Raw genomic sequence first — 26,789 nt, forward strand, 5'->3', positions numbered from 1 at the left:
TTAACGTCCCCATCTCATTGCAATGGCGCCCCACGTTAATCCTCCCCCGAAACCGACCATGACAATCACATCGTCATCTTTTACCCGCCCGTTTTCAAGCTCTTCTACCATTGTGAGCGGAATGGATGCAGATGATGTATTGCCAAACTGGTTCACGGTTACAGACATTTTTTCCGGAGGCAGTCCAAGGCGCTCCCGTGCCGATTCCATGATACGAATATTGGCTTGATGCGGCATAAGAAAATCAACATCTTCTTTTTGAAGACCCGCTTTTTCAATTACACTTATAGAGGATTCTCCCATTTGGCGAACGGCAAATTTAAACACTTCACGGCCATTCATTTTAACATATTTGTCTTCATACAAGTGCTTGCCGCCGCGTCCGTCAGCTCCAAGCTCAAAAGATAAAATTCCGCGTCCTTCTGATACCGGTCCAAGAACAGCAGCTCCTGCCCCGTCTCCAAACAGCACAGCGGTATTCCGGTCTTCCCAGTCAATCAAATTCGACAGCTTTTCTGCGCCAATAACGAGTACATGTTTGTATGCACCTGTTTCGATAAACTGTTTTCCCGTAATGATACCATACATAAACCCGGCACACGCAGCACTAATATCCATAGCGGCTGCATTGACTGCCCCAATTTCGTGCTGAATTTCACACGAAACAGATGGAAAGCTGTGATCCGGTGTAACCGTTGCTGTAATAATCAAATCTATTTCTTCTGGATGAATGCCTGCATGTTCAATGGCTTTTTGAGCTGCTTTTGCTGCCATATGGACGGTGCCGACTTCATCTCCCGCAATGCGGCGTTCCTCGATGCCTGTGCGGGTACGAATCCATTCGTCAGAAGTCTCCATTCTTTTTTCAAGATCGAAGTTTGTAATCACTTGATCCGGAATGTAACGTCCCATTCCCCATATTCCAGCGTTCAAAAAACGCACCTTCTTTCAACCGCATATTGTGATAGCAATTATTATGACTTGGTACTAATTTTACTGAAAAACACCCTTAAATGCAACGTCTAAAACGCCTAAATAGGAAAAAGCGAATTCCGCCTAGTGGGAACCCGCTTTCATTTTAATGCTTTTCAACTGGCTCGTCCGGAATCAATTTGATCACGATCACAAGCAGAATGGTCAGGACAACAGCAACGAAAACACCTGTTTCAAAGTGAAATGGCGCTCCGTTCATTGAAGAAACTACATACACGACCATTTCAGATAGCAAGAACGTCCAGACGAACATCATGATATACTGCATAGGGCAGCCTCCTTTGCTTCTTTTTATGTACTCTGTTCATAATAGTAGCATATTTATCGGCTCGTGCGCGCAAAAAGTGTTTCTTTTTCTTGACGATTTGCGCAGATTGAATAAAATGAAGGAAAGAACTGGCTGAAGCCAAAAAGGAGAACCTATAATGGAAAAAAATATGGAATTTATGCAAATCGCAATGAAATACCTGCCGGAAGCCCAGCAGAAAATGCAGGAAGCCGGCATTGAGTTTTCACCTGCAATGGCAGAGCCGTTTTTTGGCTTGTTTATGAAAGTCATGCAGGAAGCTTACGATCTGGGTAAAAAAGAAGCCTTGCTTGAAGAATAAAGAAATCCGCTGCATGTAAAATGTAGAAATGCGGCTATGTTCATGTTTTTAACATAAAGAAAGGGCGTCTTATAAGCCGGAAAACCGGCTTATAAGACAAGCCCTTTTTTTATGGCTGTACACAGCATGCGCCGGACATATTCTTGTTCACGAAAGCCGAAAAAAGATATTCCGGCCATCCTTGGCCCTTATCGCTTCAGGCAAGGTGACACTTCATCTTATTTCACAACAAGTTCGCCATTCACTACATCAACGACAGCTTCAGTTCCTGGCAAAACCGTTCCAGCAATAATCGCCCGGGCTGCCTGCGTCTCGATATTACGCTGAACAAACCGCTTAAGCGGCCGCGCACCGAAAACAGGATCATACCCTTCCTCTGCAATTTTCTCTTTTGCCGCTTCTGTTATCTGAAGTGTAACACCGCGCTCAAGCAGGCGTTCCGCCAACCCTTCAAGCACTTTGCCGGCGATACCTTTTAAGTTTTCGCGTGTAAGCGGCTTGAAAAGAACAATGTCATCTACCCGGTTTAAAAATTCCGGACGGAAATGGCTGCGCAGCTGCGCCATTACATTGTTTTTTGCTTCTTCTGGAATCTCTCCTTCTCCACCCGCTTCAAGCAGGAAGGATGAACCAATATTTGAAGTCATAATGACCACTGTATTTTTGCAGTCAATCATGCGGCCTTGAGAATCTGTAATGCGGCCGTCATCAAGCATCTGCAGCAAAATATTAAACACATCTGGGTGCGCTTTTTCCACTTCATCAAGCAGCACGACAGAATATGGACGGCGCCGGATCGCTTCGGTAAGCTGTCCGCCCTCTTCATAGCCAACGTATCCCGGAGGGGCGCCGACAAGTCTCGACACCGAATGCTTCTCCATATATTCAGACATATCAAGGCGGATCATCTGGTCCTCGCTGTCGAATAAAACATCGGCGAGTGTTTTAGCAAGTTCTGTTTTTCCAACGCCGGTCGGACCAAGAAACAGAAACGAACCAATCGGCCGATTCGGATCTTTAATACCTGCCCGTGCCCGCAGAACAGCATCGCTCACAAGAGACACGGCTTCATCCTGGCCAATTACCCGCTCGTGCAGAATGTCTTCAAGGCGAAGCAGTTTCTCACGCTCTCCTTCCACAAGCTTTGTTACCGGAATGCCGGTCCACCGGGCGACGATAGAAGCAATTTCTTCTTCTGTTACTTCTTCTCGCAGCAGACGGTCGTCTTTTTCAGACGAAGCGGCCGATTCAAGGGCAGCCAGCTCTTTTTCCACTGCCGGAATTCGACCGTGGCGCAGTTCGGCTGCCCGGTTTAAATCATATCTGCTTTCCGCATCCTCAAGCTCGCGGCGAAGCCGGTCCAGCTCCTCCCGCTTGTCTTTGACGCTCATAATGGCTTCTTTTTCACTCATCCACTGGGCCTTCATCGCATCAGCCTGCTCTTTTAAGTCGGCCAGTTCCCTTTGAATCTGCTCAAGACGCGCTGCGCTTTCACGGTCTTTTTCTTTTTGAAGGGCCGCTTCTTCAATTTCAAGCTGCATAACCCGGCGCATCACGGCGTCAAGTTCAGACGGCATAGAATCAATTTCGGTCCGAATCATCGCGCACGCTTCATCCACCAGGTCAATCGCTTTGTCAGGCAAAAAGCGGTCCGTAATATACCGATTTGATAATGTTGCCGCGGCTACAAGCGCCCGGTCATGAATATTTACACCGTGATGAATTTCAAACCGCTCTTTTAAGCCGCGCAGGATGGAAATCGCATCTTCAATAGTTGGTTCAGAGACGAGCACGGGCTGAAACCGGCGCTCTAAAGCCGGGTCTTTTTCAATATATTGGCGGTGTTCATCCAGTGTAGTGGCACCGATACAGTGCAGCTCTCCCCGCGCAAGCATCGGCTTCAGCATATTGCCGGCATCCATCGACCCTTCTGTTTTACCTGCACCGACAATGGTATGAATTTCGTCAATAAATAGGAGAATGCGTCCGTCGCTTTTTTTCACTTCATTCAAGACCGCTTTCAGCCGCTCTTCAAATTCCCCGCGAAATTTCGCGCCGGCAATGAGTGAGCTCATATCGAGTGAAAAAATAGTTTTGTCTTTTAAGCCATCCGGCACGTCTTTACGGACGATCCGCCAGGCAAGCCCTTCAACGATCGCTGTTTTTCCTGTGCCCGGCTCACCGATCAATACGGGATTGTTTTTTGTTTTCCGCGACAAAATACGGATCACATGGCGAATTTCCTCATCCCGTCCGATCACCGGGTCGATTTTTCCTGCTCGGACTTCTTCAACCAGATCCCGTCCGTATTTTGCTAATGCTTCGTAACCTGATTCCGGATTTTGTGTCGTCACTTTTTCATTCCCCCTTATTTCATGAATAGCCTCCAAAACGGCGTTCTCTGGCACGTTTTCCTGCTTCATAAAATCGGCTGTTTTCGTACCGGCTGAAAAGATCGCAGCGGCCATATGTTCAACCGATAAGTATGCATCTTCCCACTTTTTTTGCATCTCAGCCGCTCGTTGAAACCATGTATTCAGCCCGCCTGACAAGTAAGCACCGTATTGCACGTTTCCTGACACAGCAGGCTTTAGCTGGATTTCCTTTTGGACAAACTTAAGAAAGGCGGCTTTTGATAGGCCGGCGCGTTCAAAAATGCGGCTGAACAGGCCATCTTCTTTTGAAAGCAGCGCTGTCAGCATATGTACGGTATCCACGTCTGAATGGTTTCGTTCAACCGCGCTCTGCTGGGCAGCTGCCAGTGCTTCCTGCATTGTATACGTCATTTGTTCCATGTTCATATGCTTCAAAACCTCCTTGACCTTTTTTGACCTTTTGTTTCATTTTAAAATATCCTCCCCTTTTACGCAAAGAAAACGACATGAAAGAAGCGTATTTACTGCCAGACAAACAAGCTCCATCCAAGTTTACCCTTTTTCTGGCTTTCTTTTTGAATAAAAGTTTGCTCTCTTAAAGAATGCAGAATCAGGTTGAAACGTTGTAACATCCTGTTTTTCCCGTTAAAATAGTAGAAAAAGAGGTGAATACCGTGGCGTTTGAACCCGCTCTTGCACAAGCACTGGAGCAGTTATTTTCAGAAGAGCGGAAAGTACGTTCTTTTCAAAAAGGAGCCTATCTTTTCCAAGAGGGTGAGCCTGCTGATGATATTTTCTGGCTTCGCTCCGGAAAAGTACAAGTGGGCAAGATTGTGCCGGATGGGCGCGAGCTGACGATCCGCGTATCAAAAAAACAGGACATGCTTATCGAAATGACCCTGTTTGAAGAAGAAGCTGTTTATATGATGAATGCAAAAGCACTGGAATACGGGGAAGCCTGGACGGTTCCACGCCGTTTTTTAGAAAAGCTTTTATCCTCAAAGCCGGAATTGATGGTTTACTGGCTCCGTTACACACAAACTGAGCATTTGCGGACTCAGTCCAAGCTGCGTGATCTCGTACTGAACGGGAAAAAAGGCGGCGTTTATTCTACTCTCATCCGGATGGGCAATACGTTTGGCAAACAAACAGAAGACGGCCTTTTTCTTGATGTACCCTTGACCAATCAGGAAATGGCCAATTTATGCGGAACATCCCGGGAAGTTGTTAACCGCCTTCTCGCTCAGCTGAAAAAAGAAGGCGTCATTAAAATGAAACGAAACCAGATTACACTTTGTGATCTTGATTATTTAAAACGTGAAATCAACTGTGAAAATTGCCCGATTGATATTTGCCAAATCGATTAAAAAAGAAGGTTCCGTAACGGAACCTTTTCAGATTGTAGACAAGTAAAATCTTTTGCCAAAGAACCTCTTTATTTTTTCCTGCAAGGAGTCGGAAGGTTCAAATAAGAGCCGATAAGGCGGCGGGCGCACGGCTTCTCCTATCGGCTCTTTTTAAGAAGCGATGTTCCCGAAAAGTCTGCTGCCCGATTTCGGCTGTGAAAGTTTTCATAAAAAAAGACTGACGACAAAGTCGTCAGTCTCAGAAGGCTCCATAATGGAACCTTCTTTTTTACTGAATGCCTAAAGCGATTTTCGCGTAGCGTGACATCATATCACGTGACCAAACTGGCGTCCAGACGATATTTGTTTCAACGTCCGTTACTTCTGGAATATCAGAAAGCGCTGCTTTTACCTGGTCAACGATCACGCCGGCAAGCGGGCATCCCATCGATGTTAATGTCATCGTAACCGTTGTTTTTCCAGCCTCATCCATATCTACATCGTACACAAGCCCGAGATTCACAATATCAATGCCCAGCTCCGGGTCAACAACCTGTTCAAGCGCACCCATAATATTTTCTTTTAAATCCTGATCCATGTAAAACACTCCTTTCAATGTATGCGTATAGCTTTATCATAACAGACATTTCTTCGAATGATGAGTAAAAAGCCTGTTTCTTTGCAAACGGCACCCCAACCCTCTACACTGAAAGCAGAACCGACAAAGGAGTGACTCGCCTATATGGAAAAGCATTTAATCGTGTTAGACCTCGATGGTACGTTATTAACGGATCAAAAAACCATTTCCCCCCGTACAAAACGCACCCTTCAAAAAGCGATGGAGCACGGGCATGAAGTAATGATTGCCACAGGCCGCCCGTTCCGCTCAAGCGCTCCTTACTATGCGGAGCTCGGACTAACAACACCGATTGTCAATTTTAACGGCGCCTTCGTTCATCATCCCGGCAATCAAAAATGGGGCTTCTTTCACGAACCGATGGAGTTAAAAACCGCCATTGATATCGTTGAAGCATGCCATGATTTTGACTTTTACAATATTATCGCGGAAGTGCTCGATAACGTTTATTTTCATTATCATGATGAAAAGCTTATTGATGTTTTTAACATGGGCAATCCTGTAGTCACAACAGGTGACTTGCGCCAAAAGCTGACCGATCATCCAACAAGCATGCTGATTCATGCAACAGAAGAGCAGGTACCGGCTATCCGCCGCCATTTAAGCGATGTGCATGCAGAAGTGATTGACCACCGCCGCTGGGCCGCTCCGTGGCATGTGATTGAAATTGTCAAAAGCGGCTTAAGCAAAGCAGTCGGCTTAAAGCGTGTATCAGACTGGATCGGCATCCCGCCGGACCGGATTATTGCATTCGGTGATGAAGATAATGATCTTGAGATGATTGATTACGCCGGCACAGGTGTAGCGATGAGCAACGGTATTGATGCCTTGAAATCGATCGCCAATGACATTACCGCTTCAAACGAAGAAGACGGCATTGCGGTTTTCCTGGAAGAGCGCTTATCTTTAAAAACGTTCGCATAAAAAAGGCTTCTCAGCAAATTTGCTGAGAAGCCTTTTTTTACGATTGAGCTGCCCTTTTGCCGCGCTTCCATACCACATAAAGAAACAACACAAAGATAATCCAGACCGCTGACATAGCCGCAATAAAGGCATAATTTATGCCGGTTTTCTCCGCCAGTGCATAAATTTCCGCTTCCTCACGGTCAAGAATAATGGTAAATTCCCCATCTGCCGCACGCGACATGTCACCAGCAAGCAATCCTCTCAGCTCTTTGTTTTCATCCAGTTTAGAAGCTGGAATCGCAATGCTTTGTGTTTCGCTTGTGTTATTGATTGCCACAACAACTGTTTCATCCTCGTATTGCCGCTTAAACACCGTCATGCCGTTCCTATTAAAAATCGGCTCATAGGAACCACGTCTGAGCGCCGGGAGTTTCTGGCGTAAGGCTGCGATCTGCTTGATATAATCCACCAGCTCCTGGTCGGTACGGAAATTCATCAGTCCGTGCGCGTCCGGGCCGGTTTCTCCGTTTTGCGCGATTTCCGACCCATAAAAAACGGCTGGAGTTCCAGGAGATGTGTACAAATACGTAAGCGCCATCCGCCAGCGTGTGCCCGGAAACATATTTTCTTCCGCCATATCCCTTGTAAACCGGTCTGTTACGACAGAGTCTGTTAAATGAACCGTTTCCAACGGATGCTCCAGTATGTTTTCTTCCTGGAGAAGGAGCTCTTCTACCACATTCGAAGAGTGGTCTACTGTCGCAAACTGCTTGCGCAGCGGCTCCTGCATCCAGGAAGAAGTCACCGCATCAAGCCCGGCTTTTTCATAAGCGGCGGCTCCCTGTATGGTGGTTTCCGTCATTTCTCCTATTAAGTGCAAATTAGGCATAGCCTCATGAAAAGCGTTCCAAAAAGCAGGCTTTGCTGTGGAAGCATTGCTGAAAAAATACCCATCAATACCGGTCCGGCCGGCCAGCTTCACAGCTGCTTCTACAAGCGCCGCCTGTACATCTGGATTCTCTGTGTTTAAAAGAGCCATTTCGCCAAGCCAGTCCGGCTTCTGCAAAACAGAGACGTTTGTAAACCAGTTCTCTTTGCCGGCTTCACTTAGCCATACGTGCTTCGTGCTTACACGTACAGCCGGAAAATCCACTAAAACACGAATATTTTGTTTATGTGCACTGTCAACGAGTTCTTTTAACTGCTGCTCATTGCCAAATTGCGGGTTTAGCTTTGTGTAGTCCGTTATGCTGTAGCCATGGTAAGCACCCGCTTCGTTTTCAAACACAGGTGAAATCACGATTGACGTCATGCCCAGCTCTTTCAGATAATCAAGCTGATCTTGAATTCCTTTAAAGTCACCGCCCTGGTAAGCAGATGCATCATCATTATTCGTTTGTTTATCATTTGAACGATCCCCGTTCATAAACCGGTCGGTCATTAAAAAATACATCGTTTCATCCTGCCAGCCTTCCTTCTTTTCTTCGGCAGAAACCATACCTCCAGATAAAAGAAGAAGCGGAATGATAAGTGAAAGAAATTGTTTTCTCACTGCTCGTTTCCCCCTGCGCCAAAATGTCCCATCCTCATTTAGAGTACGCTTTTTCCCACATGACGTCAATGAAAGCAGGGATTGTTCAAGAAAACGACACGGTTCCATACCCGCTGTTTCTGAAATAAACGCGAGAATTTCTTTTGTTAAAACGGGAAACCACATACACAGCTGAAGCAAGCCTGCCTGGCCCCGCTCCAACAACTGCGATTCTTTTTGGCATAAACGCCACCCTCTCTTTTATATGAACAAATATTACACAAAAAACATACACAAGTGTCAGATTTGGCGCAGCTTTCGATATGTATATAAAAAATAACCGTCGCCCCTTTACGGGAATGACGGTTATCGGGGGGATGAACCCTCTTTTTCTTCTATTGGCACTAATTCACTTGCTTCCTGCGGGCCGGCTTTTTTCATATAAACTGAAACAGTCTGCACTGACACAAAAAACGAAACAAAAACAAGAATCCATAAAATCACGGGAAACACAAAGACGCCTCCTTTTCGTCATTATAACAAAAAAAAGCTGCGCTTTTTGCACGCAGCTCTTTCCATGGCTCTTTTATTAAGCAATGCCTGGGAGGGCAAAACCTAAAATAACCGTCAGAACAAGCACAATAAACGCGCCGGCCAAAACACCGCCGTTTTTTTTGCCTTTTTTCTTCCGTACGAGCGTCATTTCCATTAATCCGATTGTGACTATGCCTAAAAGCATTTTGATGCCATACAGGGCTTGATTCAAGCTGTCGAACGTGGTAAATAGCGCAAAGCCGGTAATTAAAATCAGCACATAAAACAGGCGAAGCCCCATATGTACACTGGTTGATGGCTTTCTTACTGCGATCAAAAACAGTACGAGCGCAATGACCCACGTTGTAATATGTACGTGTGTGGATTGTGTTAAAAAGTCCATAAAAGATCCCCTCCTTTTTCTTTCTTATTCTACCATACTACTCTTGAACGGTATTCGACAACGTTCCAACGCCCTCAACTGTAATTTCAACCGTATCTCCTTTTTGCAATGTACCTTTCGGCTCCATCGCAAATCCTACTCCCGCCGGTGTTCCCGTTGCGATAATATCGCCCGGCTCGAGTGTCATGCCTTTTGAAAGAACATGAATCACTTCATCAATAGGAAAAATAAAGTGAGAAGTGCTGGACTGCTGTCTTATTTCCCCATTTACCATCGTTTGAATCGCTAAATTGTGAGGATCGGCAATTTCATCTTTTGACACAATCCAGGGTCCTATCGGGCAGCTGCCATCCAGGCTTTTACCGATAAAAAACTGTTTATGGCGGCTTTGCAGATCGCGTGCGGTAATATCATTCAGCACAGTGTAGCCAAACACATAGTCAAATGCCTCTTCACGAGCAATTTCTTTTCCTTTTCTGCCGATAATAACAGCCAGTTCTCCTTCATAATCCAATGAATCGGTCAATGACTCATAAGCAGGAATAGGTGCTCTATGTGCACTGACTGCGGTCGGTGCTTTTGTAAAAATCATCGGATGCTCCGGTACACTTGCTTCTCCACCCATTTCAATGGCATGATCCCGATAGTTTTTCCCCACGCACATGACATTTTTAAGCGGGCGCGGGATAGGTGCCAGCCATTCAATAGATGCTTCTTCTACGGAAGGTACGGATTCCGGATTACGGCAGACAGATGCTAAAAACTGTTCTTCTTCAATGGCAGCCGCCAGCGTGATTGGGGCACCATTTATATCTGAAACAGCAGCTACTGCCTGTTTTTCTGCCAAATAAAAACCATACTTTTCTTTTCCCTCATGTTTAAAGCTCATCCACTTCATTTTCTCATCCCCTTTTTTCCGTAAGTAACAAACCGCCAGATGGCTTCCATCGGTCCGCGCTGAAACCGGCTCAGCCACAGCCCGGAAACCATTACTTGCAGGGCAAAAATAGTGACGCAAAGCAAAATGCCTGTCGTGACCGTAACCTGTCCGTAAAAACCGAGACCATATGCATAAAACAAAAGCGAACCGATCACCGACTGCATCAAATAGTTGGTCAGCGACATTTTACCGGCCTGTGCAAAGGGCAAAAGCAGCTTGGACGGACGAGTTAAGGTACACAAATAAACAACGAGCATCGCATAAGAAGCTGCAAGTACCGGGCCTCCAAGAGAATCCTGCACATACATATACGCTATATGACTTGGACCGAGCAGATGCGGAACACCTTTAAGCAGGAGCCCTGCCCCGAAAAAAAGTACAAACATCCGAAGTGTTTTTTTCGGATGAGCGGCCCATTTTTGGATAAGGCGCTGCTTGTATACCCCCGCGCCAATAAGTAAAAATGGAAAAATCGTCATTGTCTGAAACCCAAAGGCACCGTCAAAAATGTTATTGTTCGTCCAATCATGAATACGCTGCTCCGTTACCTCTGCGTACGACCCGCTTCCGTAGGCTGCAATCGAATCGGAGACAGAGGTAATATCCGTCCAAAACAAGGCATTATACGGGTCGGATTGAGCAGATACAAAAAGAAGCACGCTGAACAAAACAACTGGTACAAGCAGGAGAATAAGCCCCATTCGAAGAAGCGTTCCTGCGGAAAAACGCAGAAAAAACAAAAGCAAAAAGCCGCATACTGCGTAATTAAATAAAATGTCCCCCGGCCAAATAAAGATAGCGTGAGCAATACCTAAAATAAGCAAAAACGAAAAACGCCGCACGCCTGTCCAGGCAAATGTCCCCGTTCTCTCGAGCGCTTTTTCACGCTGCATAGCGGCGCCGAATCCAAACATAGCCGCAAAAATCGGATAAAAGCTCGCCTGCACAAGCACGTCAATCCAGGAAAACGCCAGTTTATCCTGAGGGGCTTCCCACCATTCATACGGGTTGTAATAAAAATAAGGAGAATGAAACGACAGCATATTCACAAGGAAAATACCGAAAAGAGAAATACCTCTCAAAATATCGATGGACGCAATCCGCGCCGTTTCATTCTGCTTTACAGACTGCAACCAATCACACCCTTTCCTTTTATGATTACTTGCTTATCATAACAGAAAAGGAACAATTTACGTATATTCCACTACATGGGCGCCATCTAAGAAAAAGACAAATTTCCCGTCAATTGGGCGCTTCCAAATTCGCTCGACCGCTTTGGCATAAAGCCCGATTTGTACGTTGTACCGCTTAGCCAGCACCGGCTTCGCTTCCTCGAAGCCGCCGGCAAAACGATCCGTGACCCGGTCTGTTTTATAGTCGAGTAAATACAAGCGGCCTTTGTATTCAAACAAGCAGTCAATAACACCTTGAATCAAAACAACTTCCTCGGATTCACCCAGACCTGCTTCACGTGCAGTCATGCCCATATTAAAAGGCAGTTCCCGCTGAACGTGATCAGCAGCGAGAAGCATTCTGCCCGGCTCGGTGGCAAAAAACGCCACAATCTCTCCCGCATCAACTGCTTCTGCCTGCTCAATCGTAAGCAGCTCTTTTCCGATCAATTCATCCAAAAGCCGTTCTACCGACACTTCAGATGGAGCGCGGTTTAAATCGATGTGCTGCATAACGGTATGAACGGCTGTCCCTATTTCTGCCGGTGACAGCTGCTTTTCCTGAACAAAGCGGGGACGGCGGAAAATAGGACGGCGGTAGGATCGGGCTGCTTCATTGGACGCTCCTTCACTGTAAATATCATTTGATCTTTTAAGGTCAGACACGGATTGTTTGGAACGGAGCCGGACGGCTTCAGGGAATTGGTATTCCCATGTCATCCGCTCTTTAATTTCTTCTTTTGCCGGTGACTGCTCTGGGGACGGCTTTCGTTCTTTCAATAAATCCAGCCAGGACTCTTCCTGCTCTTCACTTTCTGCATGGGAAGCAATAAGGCTTTCAGCCGCTGTAACCCTAAGTTGAAAGCGGGATGGATGATCTGCGAAAAACGGATGGCCGCCTTTCACGTCACTGTGCCGCATCAGTGCCGGGCCAATCCAGTCAATGTAAGAACCAGCCGAAGCCCGGACCGCGTCCCCGAGCAGCCGTGACGGGTGCTCTCCTGACAGTGCCCACGCCTCCATCTTTTTCTCTAATTTTTTCACGGACGCTGTGACGACCAGCCGTTCTTTTGCCCGGGTCATCGCCACATACAAGACGCGCATTTCTTCTGCCAGAAGCTCCAGCTTCTTTTTGCGCTGAAAAGCAAGCTGCACAAGCGACGGCCAGGCAATTCGTTTCTCGGGATTCATATATTTCACAGCAATGCCGTAATCCTTATCAAACAGCACACGCCCGTTTAAATCCATCATATTAAAACGGCGGCCGGCCGCTGCTGTAAATACAACAGGAAACTCCAGCCCTTTACTCGCATGAATCGTCATAATGCGGACGACGTCTTCCTGCTCAGATAAAGCACGCGCTGTGCCCAAATCATCTCCCCGCTCACGCATCCGCTCAATAAAGCGCAAAAAGCGAAACAGGCCGCGGAATGATGTTTCTTCGTACTGCCTTGCCCGGTCGTACAGAGCCCGCAAATTAGCCTGGCGCTGCTTTCCGCCCGGCATTCCACCCGCAAAAGCATAAAACTGTGTGTCGCGGTACAAGACCCAGATTAAATCAGACAGAGCGCCACTGCGCCCAATGGAGCGCCACGTCTCAAGTTTTTCCATAAATGGCGCTACTTTCTCCATTAACGCCGCATCGCCCCGGCCGTTTTCCATAAAAGCAAGCAGCGCTTCAAAGTAGCTTCCTTTTTTCGAAGCAAGCCGGATCGTAGCCATTTCATCTTCTGTACAGCGGACAATTGGCGAACGAAGCACGGCTGCAAGCGGAATATCCTGAAATGGATTATCGATAACATGGAGCAGCGACAGCATCACGGAAATTTCGGTCGCCCGGAAATAGCCGCCAGATGTATTGGCATAGACTGGGATGCCCGCATGCTTAAATTCTTCGATCATTTCTGGAACCCATGTAAGAGAGCGCATTAAAATGACGATATCCCGGTATTGAACCGGTCGCATGGAATTGGTTTTCGAATCCCAAATTGGATGTCCGGATTCGATCAGCTCTTTGATTTTTGAAGCAATGAAGCGGGATTCCAATTGAGACTGTTCTGCATCTTCACGGTCCATTTCGTCCCCGTCTGTTTCTTCCGGAGCGTCGCTGTCAATAATGGCTACTTCAATTGGATAATCTGCTTCCGGATAAGACGCCCCTAAAACAAGTGCTTCTTCTTCTCCATACTCGATTTCCCCTACTTCCGTTCCCATGATTTGCTCGAAAATATAGTTTGTTCCATCGAGCACTTCCCTGCGGCTGCGGAAATTACGAGATAAGCTGATTTTCAAGCCGGCATCTGCGCCTTCTGGATGAAAACGATTATACTTGCCAAGGAAAAGACCTGGCTCTGCGAGGCGAAAACGATAAATAGATTGTTTAACATCGCCTACCATAAAGAGATTGCCCGACTGTTCCTGATCATGGGAAACAAGGCGGACAATCGTTTCCTGAACCATGTTTACATCCTGGTATTCATCTACGAGTACTTCTTTAAAACGGCGCCGATAAGCCTGGGCTGCTTTAGAAGGCTGGCCGCCTTCCGTTAAAATAGCCAGCGCATAGTGCTCAAGATCGCTGAAATCTGTCAGGCCTTTTTCCCGCTTCGCTTCGGCATACCGGGCTGAAAACGTCAGAACAAGCTCGGACAATCGTTTCACAACTGGCTGCATTTCCGCCAAATCCTTCAGCCAGTTTTCAGGCTTCCGGCTAAAAAACGTGTCTTTTAATTCGGTTACTATTTTTTTCGCTCTGTCCCGAACACCTTTAGACCGCTCCTTCAGCTCTTCATCGTAGTCATCGCCTTTGCACGTTTTTAAAGTCGGAAATTTAACCGACTGAAATGCACTGTACCATTCCTCCCACGTTTTACACTCGAGCAGTGCGGTTACTATGGCGAGGTCTGCAGTGAAATTTTCTGCTCGCGGCAACGGACCGCCGGGCATTTCTGTCATTTCCAGCCCTTCGCGAAGCAGCGCCTCGGCACTTTGAAGCTGAAACCGAATATCTTTCTTCAATGGTTTTATAAAAGGAAGATTGTCAATTGCTTCAGCCGGTTCATATAAAGAAGGGAGTTCACTCAGCCAGCGTTCCGGATCTGGATGGGACCGCGCAAAATTAAATAATTGAATAACGGACTGCTGAAGCTCTACATCGCTTCTGTCTCCTGAAAAGGTATCAACCAATGCGAAAAAAGCTTCGTTGTCCGGGCGGGCATACTCTTCCTCAAGCAAATCCTCGAGTACTTCATCCCGAATCAGGACGGCTTCTGTATCGTCAGCGATACGAAAGCCTGGATCAATATCAATTAAATAGTAATACTTTCGAATAACCTCCAAACAAAAAGAATGGAGAGTAGAAATAGATGCTTTGTTTAATAATCGAAGCTGGCGGCGGAGCCGGCTTGAAGCAGGATCCTTTTCAATCTCTTCTTCCAGTGCTTCGCCGATCCGCTGCCGCATTTCTGCTGCTGCTGCATTGGTGAACGTGACAACTAAAAGCTCATCTACATCCACCGGTGCTTCCTGACGAATCATCTTTTGAATGATCCGTTCTACTAGAACAGCGGTTTTGCCAGAGCCGGCTGCCGCAGCGACCAGAATGTCGCTTCCTTCTGCATAAATCGCTTTCCACTGATCGTCCGTCCAGCGGGCTCCGTCCGGTTTTTCGGGAACTTTATAGCTGTTCATCGCTCTCCTCCTTCATCATTTGAATAATCTCTTCATTTTTTTTCGGCCGGATGATCCGGTAGTTGTTTTCATCCAGTGTATCGTCAAACTGGCATACCTGCCGGTAAGAACAAAATGTACATGGCGTTTTTTTATTGTAACGGTATGGCGTAATGTCCACGCGGCCGGATACAATGGCATTGCCCGCTTTTTCGTACAAGCCGCGGACATGCCCTCTCATCGCGCTGAACTCGCTGTCATCAGCTGTTTTTGAGCGTGCGGACAAGGAACCGTCTTTTTTAAAGCCCGCTGGAATAATCAGTGAGTCTCCTGTTTCAAGCTGCTTGTCCATTAAATGAATGGCCTCGTCTTCCTCCAGCACCAGCCCTTTCATTCGGAAGCTTTTCATCATTTCTTTTTCAATTTCATCAATCGTCATAAATTTTTTCGTATTTAAGAACGGATTGTGGACATGAAAATATAATACGCCCCCCGGCCGTGCTTTCGTGCCGGTTAAAAGCGGTGAATGCGTAACGACGATATCAAGGTACGTCAGCATCTGCATCGCAAAGCCATAGTAAATCTCGGTCATATCCACATCCCGTGTGCCGGATTTATAATCGATAACGCGTAAATACGTATCGTTCTCCCCATGCGCACGGTCAACCCGGTCAATACGGCCGGCAAGCGACATGCGTGCTCCATTTTTTAATTCAAAAACGAGCGGCGGCAGTTCAGAACGCGGTCCAAATGCAAGCTCAATCCCAAGCGGTGAAAACCCGCTTATTTTTGCTTGTTCACTTAAAACGGTTGAGGCACGGGCAATAATCTGCTCAAGCTTATTCTGAATATAAAGGTGCCGGTGGGAACTCATTAAAATACGATTTTGAAGCTTCGGAGCGAGCTCCTCTACTGCTGTTTTGGCAAACGTCCGGCATTGTTCCGGTGTAAGCTCCGGCCATTTCATCCCTCTTTTTTCTACTTCTTCTGCAATCCATTTGAGTGCACCATGGAAAAGGTCGCCAATATCTGGCGCTTCAAGACGGTACACAAGGCGGTCACGCAGCTTTAAGCCATGGCTGGCAAAATGGCTGAACGGACATGAGTGAAACGTCTCCATCCGCGAAACGCTGGCAATCATATCCGTTCCATACAAATCAAGGCTTGTTTGATCTTCCAACGGTGTTGTTTTATTTTCATAGGCGAGGCTATCAAGAACGAAGCCTGCTTTTTTTCTGCTGCTTTCCAGATACAGGTTATATACATCCCACCAAAATGGATAAACCGGGTATCCCCGCTTTTTCATTTGAAGCTGGGAGGTTAAATAAGACAAAGTCGGCTCCGGATGGCAAATGTATGCAAGCTGCTCCTCCGCCGGCAGATCAGCCGGATCGTTGGCAACGACTGTTTCCTCCATTTGTTCAAACCATTCCCGCATTCTTTTTAAATAAGGAGACGGCTGTAGGGACTTTCCTTCCGCATCCGCAATAGGCCATGAAACGTACAAGCGGTGTGATGGAACAGTAAAAGCCCGGTAAGCAATGAGTTCTTCATCAAGCAGTTTCGTTTTGCTGCCTGGTGCCACATGCATCCCGGAAGAAAGAAGCGCCTCTCTTTCTTCATCATCTAAAATGCCGTCCTCCATCTGACGAGCGGGAAAAACGCCATCATTCATGCCGACAATAAAAGTGGTATGAATATCGGCGAGTCTGGATTTATCCGGGTTGGCTACAATCACTTGATCGGCTGCCGGCGGCACAATCGAAAATTCAAGTGCTTCAAGCCCGGCATCGAGCACGGCAGCGAATTTTTTGGCATCCATTTCTTCACTGCCAGCTACCTCTGCATACTCATCGAGCATCCCGATTACCGCATCCCATGCCTGGTTGTGCTGTGCTGCTTCAGCCAGCTCACCGCGTTCCTCCGCTTCAATAGAGAGCTGCTCTATTTTCTGGGGTATATCCAGCTCTTCAATATACTGATAAAGAGCACGGCAGCATTCCATCGCATTTTTGGCGCGTTTCATCCGCTTTTCAAGCCGGAAAAGCGGCGCTGCAATCGTTTCTTTCATTACGTTTAAACGTTCTTCAAATGCCCGTTCCTCATCCGTCTGGGCAACAGCGGTAAATTCAAGTCCCATGTAACGGCGGTAGGTCCAGCGTTCGCCGTTCGTCCAGCGCTCGCCATAAATTCCATGAGCCAGCACATAGTTTTCAAGCAGGTCCATTCCGCGCCGGACCTGTTCGCGCGGCTGGTCAAATGAAAAAAGCAAATCGGTTTTAACTGCACGAAAAACTGCTTCGTAACGCCAGTTTCCGCCGATTACTTCCAATGAAGAACGAATAAGCTCAACGAGCGGATGATTAAGCATCGGTCTTTTTTGATCGATAAAAAACGGGATACTGTAGTCATCAAAGACGGTCTCGATAATAGACCGGTAGTCTTCCCCGTTTCGTGCAAGGAGCGCCATTTGCTTGTAACGCAGTCCTTCTGTGCGGGAAAGGCGGCGTATTTCACGCGCTGCTGCCTCAACCTCCGCCCGTCTGCTTGCCGCCTGCCAGAGAGTGGTGCCGCTGCTGTGGGCCAGGGCTCGTGCCGGACGTTTATCGAACTGCATTTCAAGATGAATAAGAGAAGCCTCTTTCTGGCGTTTATGGCCATACAGGATCAAATCTTTTTTTATATCGATTTCCTCTTCTGCCGCAATCCGATACAAATCATGATACGCACGTCCCGGCTGGCGGAACAAATGCGTGTCCTCGGGCGCCTCATCCCGGAACGGACGGTCAGTTGTCAGGGCAATCGTGACTTCATTGGCTGTTTTCATTAATACTCTTATTACGTCATATTCCTGCGGCGTAAAGCTGTGAAATCCATCTATATATATATCAGCTTCCCGCACATAAGACGAGGAAGCGGCCATTTGGGCAAGGAGCCTCAAATAATCCTCGGCATCTATATATTTGCCGGCAAGTGCGCGCTCATATGACGTATAAATCATTTGCAGGTCACTCAGTTTGTCTGCGAGAGCAGCCGGTACATGCTTGCGGTGCTCTTCCATTTCTTCAGGCACAATTAAATACTGGCGAAATTCTGTCAGCATCTGTTCAACCGTGCTGACAAACCCTGTTTTATCGGCTGCTTTTGCAAAAACGGCTAAATCTTGGCGGTTCTCTTCAATAATTTTTCGAATTAAGATATTGCGCCCGGCTGGCGTTATATGCTGCCTGCTCATGCCGCCTTCCTGCTGCAGAACACGCCAGGCAAGACGTGTCAGGCTGTATACCTGCGCCCGGATAATGCCGCCGACTTCCTGGTCAGACGCCAGGCGGTACTCTGACAAGAATGACATTTGCTCAGGTACAATATAAATAAGCGGCTTTCCGTCTGGCTGCCGGATAAGACGTTCTTTTATTTCATTTATAATATGCTCTGTTTTTCCCGAACCGGAACGTCCGATAATAAATTGTAAAGCCATCCGGATTCCTCCTTTTACTTCCTTTCAGTATAACAAAGATCATACGTTCGGTCAAAAGAACAAAATAAAAACGGCCCTTAGCCGTTTTTATTTTTGCAGACGCTTTTCCAATTGTTTTCCTGCTGCCCATAAAAGAGCAATCGCTGCGATAATAACAGCCGTTCTTCCCGGCTGATGAATAAGAGCGAAAAGATCGTGGCCGACGTAGCTGATCGTAAAAATCATGACAGTTTTTCCCGCCATAACGGCAAATAAATATTGAACCACACTAATATGAGACAGGCCCGCTACGATATTAACAATCGCAGAAGGCGTGAACGGGAAGCACAGCATCAAAAAAATGGGCGCAAAGCCATGCCTGTCCATCCAGTTCATCATTTGTGCAACCTGCTTGTTCCGCTGCAGGAAATGTAAAATACGCTGCTGTCCCAATCTTCTTACAAGCAAAAAAACAAGGAAAGACCCGGTGACGGCCCCTCCCCATGAAATTAAAAAGCCGAGCCAGAGCCCAAACGCATTTACATTTGCAAGAACAAAAGCAAAAAGCGGCAAGAAGGGCAGGAATGCTTCAAGCAGCGGAAGCAGGAAGCCCGGCAGCGGCCCAAATGACTCGTACCGCTGAATCCATTCCATAATATGATCTATTGAGAAATTCATTGACTTGTTCCCTTTCGTTATCCATCCTTGTTGTGCTCATTCCCTGTTTCGGGTATAAAAAAACGAAATGATATTTTCTTTTACACCGACAACATATTGAGCACGAGTGACTTTTTCGGTTTGTATAGAAGGTGAGCTGGCATTACCCCTTTCATAAAGTTCTTTTGTCATCATAATCTGATTATGAACAGCAAGAGGCGAGACCGGCACCATAATGGCTTGATCGTCTGTAAATGTTACTTTTGTTTGTTTTTTATCGATTTTTTCCAAGAATTTTAAATGGGAAAGTGTAATCCATATACATTCAGGTTTTAAATGAGAAATCGTCGGGAATAGATAAGTACCTTTCAAATGATCCACATTAACCGGAACTTTTCGATTGATGCCAAGGACTCTGGTAGACGCTTCTCTCCGGCCGTCATAGGTTGAAAGGTAGCGAATGCAGCTTTGCCGAATAATTTTCAGCGGCGTTTTCTTTATCATAACCGGTTCTTTGTTTTTTTCATACACTTTTGTGTATTCTCCAAAACGAATCGGTTCTAGGGAAAGAGTACGTTCATTGATAATATATTCGCTGTTTACATCATTCGGCTGGTTGTTCACTTGATCGACTCACCCGTTTCTTTCATTTATTTGAACGACTTTATTCTATCATTTAGCAGTAAAATTGTCCCATTTGCCACGAGAAATAATTTTCTAAAAATTTTAAACTTTCTGTTGATTAGTTGTTTGGAATCCCATATAATAAAAAAAAGGTATCTGAGGTGATTAAAAATGGAAAACAACAATTACTTTGCTGAGATGATGAAGTCCCCGATGCCCCGTGAAAAAGAAAAAACAGTAATGAGCGAATTTATTGACAGCTTTTTAAGCGATATTCTATACAAAAAAGAAAAAGCCGCATTAATGGAAAAAATCGATCTTTCACTTGATAAAGGCGACCGTTCCGCTTTTATTGCCCTATCTGATGAATTAAACCGTTTGGAGAAAACCTATCGCGCATCTTGATGCTTCCCTTCACACTGGTTTCCCCAAACGACAAAATCCCATACTTAACCTAAAAGCCCCCGTATCCTTCTAGATACGGGTGCTTTTGAGCGTGCATTTCCCCTCTCACATTGAAAAAACGGATAAAACCGTTAAAATTCCAATTGACCCAAGAACCGTAATAATAATGTTAGCGCCTGTAAACGCAAGAATAAAAGCTGCCGCTGTTCCAATTAAAGCAAAGGCCGTGTTTTCATGAAAGGTTAAAATTCCTGGAAAAATAAGCGCGCCTAGAGTAGCATACGGAACGTTCTGCAGTATTCCCTGCCAAAAAGAAGGCAGCTCTTTGCCTTTAAACAAAACAAATGGCAGCATCCGCGGAATATATGTTACGAGAGTCATCCCAATCACAATCGCCGCAATCGTTATACTCATTCTCTGCTCCCCTTTCTTTTGGCCTGGTCAGCTGCTTCAATACTGATCGCGGCAATAAGCGTCGACACAATAATAGACCAGCCGCTTGAAAGAGCATCCGAGTACGTAAAAACACAGTTTAATACCGCTGCAGTAGAAGCCAGCAGGACCGCTTTTGCGCTTTTTTTAAGCGACGGCACCAAAAGACCAATAAACATGGCGTATAAGGCAATGCCCATACTTTCCTGAACAACAGGCGGCATGGCACTTCCTGCCAGATAGCCGACTCCCGAGGCGAGCACCCAGCTGGAATAAGAAATAAGCACAAGACCTGCCATAAAAGAGGAATGAAGCGTTCCGCTTTTCATTGCCGCCACTGAAAATGTTTCATCTGTCACGCCAAAGGCATAAGCGGCTTTTTTCCAGAGAGGCTCTTCTTCCGCTTTTTCATTTAAAGCAGTTGACATTAGAAAGTGGCGGATGTTCAGAATAAAGGTCGTCAGCACAATTTCAAAAATCCCTGTGCCGATCGTGATCAAGCTTAAAGCTATATACTGAGCGGCTCCGGCAAAAACAAAGATGCTCAATGACATCGCCTCGGCCAATGTTAATCCCGCACTTTTAGCGAGCAGGCCATATGTAAGAGCTGCCGGCACATAACCAATGGCAATGCCTATGCCGGCTGCGAGCCCCTCTTTAAATTCGCTTTGCGCTGCCGCTGTTGTTTCCACTTCGTCCCCTCCATTTTCTCATTTTTCAACAAATTATACTCTTTTACGTGGAGTCCAACAATAAAAAAATGCGCCGGCAGCAGGCTGGCGCGTGTATTATCTCTGTTTTTCAATTTGTTTTTTAAGAGATCTTCTTAAAATTTTTCCAGTCGTGTTTTTCGGCAGCTCTTTTAAAAACTCTACGGATGATGGTACCTTATACGAAACAAGTCTTTCTTTGCAATATGTCCGGATCTCTTCTTCGGTTAGGGAATCTCCATGTTGAACAACAAAAGCGAGAACCGCTTCTCCATAATCGGGATCCGGGACACCAAGCACAGCGGCTTCCCTAATACCGGGGTGCTCATATAAGACTTCTTCTACTTCACGCGGATATACATTGTACCCGCCTACTAATATCAGATCTTTTTTCCGGTCTACAATATAAAAATAGCCTTCATCGTCCTGGCAGGCCAAATCCCCGGTATACAGCCAGCCGTCCCGAAGAACAGCCGCTGTTTCTTCCGGCATTTTATAATATCCTTTCATCACATTTGGCCCTCTCACAATCAATTCACCTACCTGGCCAAGTGCTATTTCTTCGCCGAGTTCATTGACGATTTTGTTTTCAACGTTCGGAATAGAGCAGCCAATCGAACCGGCTTTACGTGGACGGTCAAGCGGGTTAAAACAAGTAACCGGGCTTGCTTCTGACAGTCCGTACCCTTCTGAAACGCGCACATAAAATGTTTCCTCGAACTGCTTCAAAAGGGAGACAGGCATAGGCGCTCCGCCGGAGATACAAAGGCGAACAGACGAAAAATCAGCCGGTTGTGCCTTTGAATGCTGTATTAAAAAAGAATACATGGTCGGCACACCAGCAAACACAGTCGCTTTGTGTTCTTTAGCTGCCTGAAACACTTCTTTCGGGCTGAATGACGGCAGAATAATGATTTCGGCTCCGCAAATAAGAGGCGTATTCAGCATGACCGTTAAGCAAAAAATATGAAACATCGGCAGAGCGGTGATGACAATATCTGAATTCGTCATAGATAAGTATTCGGCAATATCCCTCGCATTTGAATATATATTTTTATGCGTCAGCATGACACCTTTCGGATGTCCGGTTGTACCAGATGTATATAAAATCACAGCTGTATCTGCTTCGCACAAATCAAGCCTGCAAAGGGGATTTCCACACTCAGCTAATTCAGAAAACGTTTTCAATTTTAAAGAAATAGAAAAATCCGGCTTATTAGGTTCATATGTAAAGGGATGATCAGATGTACAGAGAATAAACTGGCTGACAGACGGAAGTTCCTGATGCATACTCTCCATAACGGGAAGCAGCTTGTCCGTTGTCACAACTGCTTTTGTATCACTATTTTGTAAGATATAAAGCAATTCATTTTGTGTATAAGCTGGGTTGATTGGAACCACGATGAGACCCGCCCGCAGCGCCCCATACAATGAAACGATAAACTGCGGTGAATTGCCCAGCAATAAAGCAATGTGGTCTCCCTTTTGAAAACCAAGTGACTGCAGGCCGGCCGCAAATCGTGTAGCATTCTCGTTCAGCTCCCGATAAGTCGCAGACGTATTTAAAAATGCATATGCTCTTTTGTTCGCTTGAATAGACGCCATTTGTTCAAGTGCCCATGATACATTCACCGTTTCGTCCTCCCCCATGTCAAACAAATAACAAATCTGTTTTCTCTATTATATAAAACAACAAAAAAGCCGCAAGTGCGGCTTTTGGGCTGCCAGCAAATGCCCGCTTTCAATGTTGCCTGCCCACTGTGAATGCTCATGCCTCTAACCGCTTCCCATCCGGCAGCGTTCCTTGAAGGACAAGTGTTTTAAATCAGCCTGCTTTCTATATTTTAAAAACCAATTTCCAAGTTTTCTCTTGCGAGCATAATAGGGCCGCTAAATTCTTCGCCGGCTTCCTGGACAAGCTGATCAAGTTCTCCAAAGTGAGGCAAATGAGTCAGCACTAATGTTTTTACCTGTGCTTCCCTGGCAAGGATGCCGGCTTCCTGCGCTGTCATATGCCCGGCCGAAGAGCCATCCATTCCTTTATATAAGTTGCTTTCAGCAAGCAGTACATCTGCACCTTGTGCAAAAGATGCAAGCTCCCTTTGAAAGGCGGTATCCGCTGTATAGACCACCGTATCTGTTCCGTCTGTCATTTTGATGGCATAGCAGGGCGCCGGGTGATTTGTTTTGAAAAATGAAATCGAAAAAGGCCCGGTTTGAAGTATATCCGAAGGATTATAAGCAACGCCCTTCGTTATATTTTTGTACGTCAAGGTTTGGAATCCGTCTGCTTCATTATGTCCGTAAATAGCAAGAGGCTCTTCCCTCGTTTTACTTGTAAAAGAATCAATTAAAAGCGCATGCTGCAATACGCCAATATCCGCTACATGATCTGCGTGATAATGGGACAGAATAACAGCATTAAGATCTGCTGGCTTTAAATGATTTTGCAGTTTCGATAAAACAGCGCTGCCGCAGTCTACAAGCAGCTTGAAACCATCATGTTCAACCAGATATCCGCTGCTGGCCTCATTCGCTTTCGGAAAGCCGCCCCAGCAGCCTAGTACAGTTATATTCATGTATGTATGCTCCTTTCTTTTTTCATTGTATTCCCTTATTCCGAAAAAATAAAATAAATTTTCAGAAAACGGTTGACGATTTGGTTCTGTTATAATACACTGTTAATAACAAATCAATCAGTTATATAACAAAGGAGAGACAAACATGATCACAGACATCGTTGAATTTTTCAAAAACCTTCCGCCAAAACAATGCACAAGCTGCGGTTCTCATATCGAAGAACAGCATGACTGCTACAGCAATACATGCTCAACTTGCGCATCAAAGGATCTGTAACCCTGTCGCCTGCGTCATAAAAACCCCCTGCCTCAACCGGCAGGGGGTTTCATTTACGTTTTTATTGCGCTTCTTTACCCGGCTGAGCCGGCGTGGCAACATTGCCGACAGAAAAAGCCGATTTTGGCATTGTGTGCAGTCCTCGTGCTGTAACGTGCACCTGTACATAATAGACAGCTTCTTCGTTAAATGTTTTGGAAAGAGTATATACTCCATTTCCTTTTGAGACTGCATCGAGCATTTCGCTGTTTTCTTTATGTCCATCTTTCCAAATTTCATATTTTACTTCATCGGGATTATCAACTGGTTCTCCGTCTTCGGTAATGGTAGTAGAAACCGTGACTTCTTCGCCTGCATCCACTTTTTCCGGTACATGAAGAACAGCTTCAACCGGCTCGGGAAGCGGAGGCGGCTCGTTTTTTTCAGGTGCACAGGCGGCCAGCAACAATCCAAGCATCATCATGCATACTGCTTTCCAGTTCATGTTTCCTCTCCTTCTTCCATCAGCGCCGGCAGAGTAACCGTAACGGTTGTCCCTACTCCTGCTTCGCTTTGTATGTTAAGCTCTCCTCCATGGCGTTCAACAATCTGCTTCACAATCGACAAACCCAAACCTGATCCCCCGTCTTCACGGGTACGCGCTTTATTGATACGGTAAAATTGGTTTGTGACCTTCGGAATTTCTTCCTCAGGCATGCCGGCTCCAATATCACGAACGATCCATTTAACTTGATCTTTTTCTTGTCTGAGCGTAATGTAAATGGGCTTATTTTTTTGCGAATACCGCACCGCGTTGTCAATAATATTGGTCATCACTTGACTCAGCCTGTCTTCATCCCCATATACAATCGTTTCCTCGTCTATGTCAAGCGCAAAACGGTCATGCTTCAGCCGAAACGTGTCGACAGTCCGGTAAACAAGATCGGCAAGCGGAAGAAAGGTTTTTTCTATGTTCATTTTATTCGAATCGAGCCGGATTAATTCAAGCAGATCGTTTACAAGGCGCTCCATTCGGGCGGCCTCGCGCTGAATAATACTGAGCTGCTGTTCCGGGCGGCCGATACCGTTTATCATTGCTTCACTATAGCCCTTTATATAACTGAGCGGAGTACGAAGCTCATGTGAAACAGTTGCCAAAAATGTTTTCCGCTGTTCGTTTTCTTTTTGAATCGCTTCAGCCATTTCATTGAACGTACGCGCAAGCTGGCCAAACTCATCCTTTGATTCAGCCGGTACGCGTGCCATATAATCCCCTTTTGATAAGCGGACGGCCGCTCCTTTCATCTCTTCAAGCGGCTTGACTACATGGCGGGTCCACCTCATGCCTCCATACAGGAGAACAGCCGTCAGCAATGCAGCCCCCGCTGCCCAGAACAAGATCAGGCTCGACACAAGCTCTTCAATTCGTTCGAGGGGTATATACAAATAAAGAATGCCTTTTAACTGCTTGTCGTCCAAAAGTGGATAAATAACGGAAATAATCTGCCGGTCAAACCGCTCGGAATAACCGGTTTCTTCAATCATTTTATTTTCCAGCAGCTTTTCTCTTTCTTCCGGCCCGATCAGTGTTTCATAATCCGCTTCATATGGAATACAGGCAGCAAGCTCTCTCGGGTTATGTACGGCGAAAGCTTCAAATGGTGACTTTTCACTGAACCAGGCGACGCGCTCTACAAATGCAGCGTTCAATTCTCCTCCCTCATAATCGTCCGACAGGTTTTCTGCTGCGGCTTTCAGTTCGTCTTTAACGCTTTCTACATACAGCTTTTCATACAGCGTATAAGCGAGGCCAAATGCAGATCCAACCGCAAGAAGAACAAAAATAAACAGCGTCACCCACAGCTTTTTCCGAAATGTCATATTGTGCCGTCCACAAATTTATAGCCAATTCCCCAAACGGTTTCAATGGAGGCTCCTTCGTGCTTCAATTTCATCCGCAATGTTTTAATATGTGTATCTACTGTTCGGGTGCCGCCCCTGTACTCTGTTCCCCAGACGGTTTCAAGCAGTTCTTCCCGCGAAAAAATCCGCCCCCGGTTTTTTGCAAGAAGAACGAGCAAGTCAAATTCTTTCATTGTCAGCCCGACGGCTGTACCGTCTACCTTTACTGTCCGGGAATGAATATCGATCAAAAGAGTTTGATAGTGGATCGTTTCCCGTTTATCCGTCGAAGAGCCGAATCGCCGAAGCACTGCTTGAATACGGGCAGTCATTTCTCCAGGAGAAAAGGGCTTCACAATATAGTCATCTCCTCCAAGCGAAAAGGCGCGCACCTTGTCCCACTCTTCTCCGCGTGCGCTCAAAAAAATAATGGGGATGTCGCTGTAAGAACGGATGGCCTCGCACACGGCAAAACCATCGCGCCCGGGCATCATAATATCCAGCAGTATAAGGTCCGGCCGAAGCTCTTTTAATTTTTCTTCCGCTTCTTCTCCATTTAAAGCTGAGCTGACGGTGTACCCGGCATTTTCCAGATACATCGTGACCAAATCCACCATATCCTGCTCATCATCTACAACTAATAAATGCGTCAT

General features: G+C 46.1%; 25 protein-coding genes. 5 read left to right on the forward strand and 20 right to left on the reverse strand.

The window, feature by feature from the left end; translation table 11 throughout:
- Together M3221_RS05790 and M3221_RS05795 are read right to left on the reverse strand one after the other, a co-directional pair.
- A complete protein-coding gene (locus M3221_RS05790) occupies window positions 1-933 on the reverse strand; it encodes a beta-ketoacyl-ACP synthase III (protein ID WP_242232376.1) in 933 nt (310 codons plus the stop codon).
- Between the two features lie 145 nt (window positions 934-1,078).
- Window positions 1,079-1,261, reverse strand: coding sequence for a YjzD family protein (locus M3221_RS05795; protein WP_242232377.1), 183 nt, complete (start codon window positions 1,259-1,261; stop codon window positions 1,079-1,081).
- A 157-nt stretch (window positions 1,262-1,418) separates the two neighbouring features.
- Between M3221_RS05795 and M3221_RS05800 the strand changes: the two genes are divergently transcribed.
- Window positions 1,419-1,601, forward strand: a complete 183-nt coding sequence (locus M3221_RS05800; RefSeq protein ID WP_242232378.1) for a ComZ family protein — start codon at window positions 1,419-1,421, stop codon at window positions 1,599-1,601.
- 218 nt (window positions 1,602-1,819) lie between these two features.
- Here the strand turns inward: M3221_RS05800 and clpB are convergent, their stop codons facing one another.
- Complete coding sequence (gene clpB, locus M3221_RS05805; protein ID WP_251270550.1) at window positions 1,820-4,402, reverse strand: ATP-dependent chaperone ClpB; 2,583 nt, start codon at window positions 4,400-4,402, stop codon at window positions 1,820-1,822.
- A gap of 248 nt (window positions 4,403-4,650) precedes the next feature.
- On the opposite strand from clpB, the gene M3221_RS05810 reads away from it, so the two are divergent.
- Window positions 4,651-5,343 carry a Crp/Fnr family transcriptional regulator gene (locus M3221_RS05810; protein ID WP_251270551.1) on the forward strand — a complete coding sequence of 231 codons (693 nt, stop codon included), beginning with the start codon at window positions 4,651-4,653 and terminating at the stop codon, window positions 5,341-5,343.
- A 268-nt stretch (window positions 5,344-5,611) separates the two neighbouring features.
- Here the strand turns inward: M3221_RS05810 and M3221_RS05815 are convergent, their stop codons facing one another.
- On the reverse strand, window positions 5,612-5,920 hold the full coding sequence (locus tag M3221_RS05815) for a metal-sulfur cluster assembly factor (RefSeq protein ID WP_251270552.1): 309 nt from the start codon (window positions 5,918-5,920) through the stop codon (window positions 5,612-5,614).
- 144 nt (window positions 5,921-6,064) lie between these two features.
- Between M3221_RS05815 and M3221_RS05820 the strand changes: the two genes are divergently transcribed.
- A complete protein-coding gene (locus tag M3221_RS05820; RefSeq protein ID WP_242232382.1) occupies window positions 6,065-6,883 on the forward strand; it encodes a Cof-type HAD-IIB family hydrolase in 819 nt (272 codons plus the stop codon).
- Between the two features lie 37 nt (window positions 6,884-6,920).
- Here the strand turns inward: M3221_RS05820 and M3221_RS05825 are convergent, their stop codons facing one another.
- The 9 genes from M3221_RS05825 to M3221_RS05865 all read right to left on the reverse strand — a co-directional run bounded on the left by M3221_RS05825 (window position 6,921) and on the right by M3221_RS05865 (window position 19,852).
- The gene (locus M3221_RS05825) at window positions 6,921-8,417 is read right to left on the reverse strand and encodes an alpha-amylase family glycosyl hydrolase (RefSeq protein ID WP_251270553.1); all 1,497 of its coding nucleotides are present in this window, start codon (window positions 8,415-8,417) and stop codon (window positions 6,921-6,923) included.
- Window positions 8,418-8,762: 345 nt separating this feature from the next.
- On the reverse strand, window positions 8,763-8,909 hold the full coding sequence (locus M3221_RS05830; RefSeq protein ID WP_251270554.1) for a hypothetical protein: 147 nt from the start codon (window positions 8,907-8,909) through the stop codon (window positions 8,763-8,765).
- Window positions 8,910-8,985: 76 nt separating this feature from the next.
- Window positions 8,986-9,333 (reverse strand): DUF1516 family protein, encoded by a 348-nt coding sequence (locus tag M3221_RS05835; RefSeq protein ID WP_251270555.1) that lies wholly within the window; start codon window positions 9,331-9,333, stop codon window positions 8,986-8,988.
- A 37-nt stretch (window positions 9,334-9,370) separates the two neighbouring features.
- Window positions 9,371-10,231, reverse strand: coding sequence for a fumarylacetoacetate hydrolase family protein (locus tag M3221_RS05840; RefSeq protein WP_251270556.1), 861 nt, complete (start codon window positions 10,229-10,231; stop codon window positions 9,371-9,373).
- A complete protein-coding gene (locus M3221_RS05845) occupies window positions 10,228-11,406 on the reverse strand; it encodes a DUF418 domain-containing protein (protein WP_251270557.1) in 1,179 nt (392 codons plus the stop codon). The genes M3221_RS05840 and M3221_RS05845 overlap by 4 nt, the downstream gene beginning before the upstream one ends.
- Before the next feature lie 57 nt (window positions 11,407-11,463).
- Complete coding sequence (gene addA, locus M3221_RS05850) at window positions 11,464-15,135, reverse strand: helicase-exonuclease AddAB subunit AddA (RefSeq protein ID WP_251270558.1); 3,672 nt, start codon at window positions 15,133-15,135, stop codon at window positions 11,464-11,466.
- The gene (gene addB / locus M3221_RS05855) at window positions 15,122-18,592 is read right to left on the reverse strand and encodes a helicase-exonuclease AddAB subunit AddB (protein ID WP_251270559.1); all 3,471 of its coding nucleotides are present in this window, start codon (window positions 18,590-18,592) and stop codon (window positions 15,122-15,124) included. The genes addA and addB overlap by 14 nt, the downstream gene beginning before the upstream one ends.
- An 87-nt stretch (window positions 18,593-18,679) precedes the next feature.
- On the reverse strand, window positions 18,680-19,249 hold the full coding sequence (locus tag M3221_RS05860) for a TVP38/TMEM64 family protein (protein ID WP_251270560.1): 570 nt from the start codon (window positions 19,247-19,249) through the stop codon (window positions 18,680-18,682).
- A 36-nt stretch (window positions 19,250-19,285) separates the two neighbouring features.
- Window positions 19,286-19,852, reverse strand: coding sequence for a competence protein ComK (locus tag M3221_RS05865; RefSeq protein WP_251270561.1), 567 nt, complete (start codon window positions 19,850-19,852; stop codon window positions 19,286-19,288).
- A 171-nt stretch (window positions 19,853-20,023) separates the two neighbouring features.
- On the opposite strand from M3221_RS05865, the gene M3221_RS05870 reads away from it, so the two are divergent.
- Window positions 20,024-20,257: an IDEAL domain-containing protein gene (locus tag M3221_RS05870; protein ID WP_242232392.1), complete on the forward strand. Its 234-nt coding sequence runs from the start codon at window positions 20,024-20,026 to the stop codon at window positions 20,255-20,257.
- Window positions 20,258-20,362: 105 nt separating this feature from the next.
- Here the strand turns inward: M3221_RS05870 and M3221_RS05875 are convergent, their stop codons facing one another.
- The 4 genes from M3221_RS05875 to M3221_RS05890 form a co-directional block, all read right to left on the reverse strand.
- Entirely contained in the window at window positions 20,363-20,671 is a 309-nt protein-coding gene (locus M3221_RS05875) for an AzlD domain-containing protein (protein ID WP_251270562.1), read from the reverse strand.
- On the reverse strand, window positions 20,668-21,381 hold the full coding sequence (locus tag M3221_RS05880) for an AzlC family ABC transporter permease (protein ID WP_251270563.1): 714 nt from the start codon (window positions 21,379-21,381) through the stop codon (window positions 20,668-20,670). Before M3221_RS05880 ends, M3221_RS05875 begins: the two co-directional genes overlap by 4 nt.
- Window positions 21,382-21,477: 96 nt before the next feature.
- Complete coding sequence (locus M3221_RS05885; protein ID WP_251270564.1) at window positions 21,478-23,031, reverse strand: fatty acid--CoA ligase family protein; 1,554 nt, start codon at window positions 23,029-23,031, stop codon at window positions 21,478-21,480.
- 212 nt (window positions 23,032-23,243) lie between these two features.
- Complete coding sequence (locus M3221_RS05890; protein WP_251270565.1) at window positions 23,244-23,978, reverse strand: MBL fold metallo-hydrolase; 735 nt, start codon at window positions 23,976-23,978, stop codon at window positions 23,244-23,246.
- Between the two features lie 145 nt (window positions 23,979-24,123).
- Between M3221_RS05890 and yhfH the strand changes: the two genes are divergently transcribed.
- Window positions 24,124-24,255: a protein YhfH gene (gene yhfH, locus M3221_RS05895; protein WP_242232397.1), complete on the forward strand. Its 132-nt coding sequence runs from the start codon at window positions 24,124-24,126 to the stop codon at window positions 24,253-24,255.
- Between the two features lie 61 nt (window positions 24,256-24,316).
- Here the strand turns inward: yhfH and M3221_RS05900 are convergent, their stop codons facing one another.
- From M3221_RS05900 to M3221_RS05910, 3 genes are read right to left on the reverse strand one after another with little or no spacing between them, the layout of a single operon-like run.
- Window positions 24,317-24,739 (reverse strand): FixH family protein, encoded by a 423-nt coding sequence (locus M3221_RS05900; RefSeq protein ID WP_251270566.1) that lies wholly within the window; start codon window positions 24,737-24,739, stop codon window positions 24,317-24,319.
- Window positions 24,736-26,115 (reverse strand): sensor histidine kinase, encoded by a 1,380-nt coding sequence (locus tag M3221_RS05905; protein WP_251270567.1) that lies wholly within the window; start codon window positions 26,113-26,115, stop codon window positions 24,736-24,738. The genes M3221_RS05900 and M3221_RS05905 overlap by 4 nt, the downstream gene beginning before the upstream one ends.
- Complete coding sequence (locus M3221_RS05910) at window positions 26,112-26,789, reverse strand: response regulator transcription factor (protein WP_251270568.1); 678 nt, start codon at window positions 26,787-26,789, stop codon at window positions 26,112-26,114. Before M3221_RS05910 ends, M3221_RS05905 begins: the two co-directional genes overlap by 4 nt.

It is taken from the genome of Domibacillus indicus, assembly GCF_023715895.1.
GTDB lineage: Bacteria > Bacillota > Bacilli > Bacillales > Domibacillaceae > Domibacillus > Domibacillus indicus_A.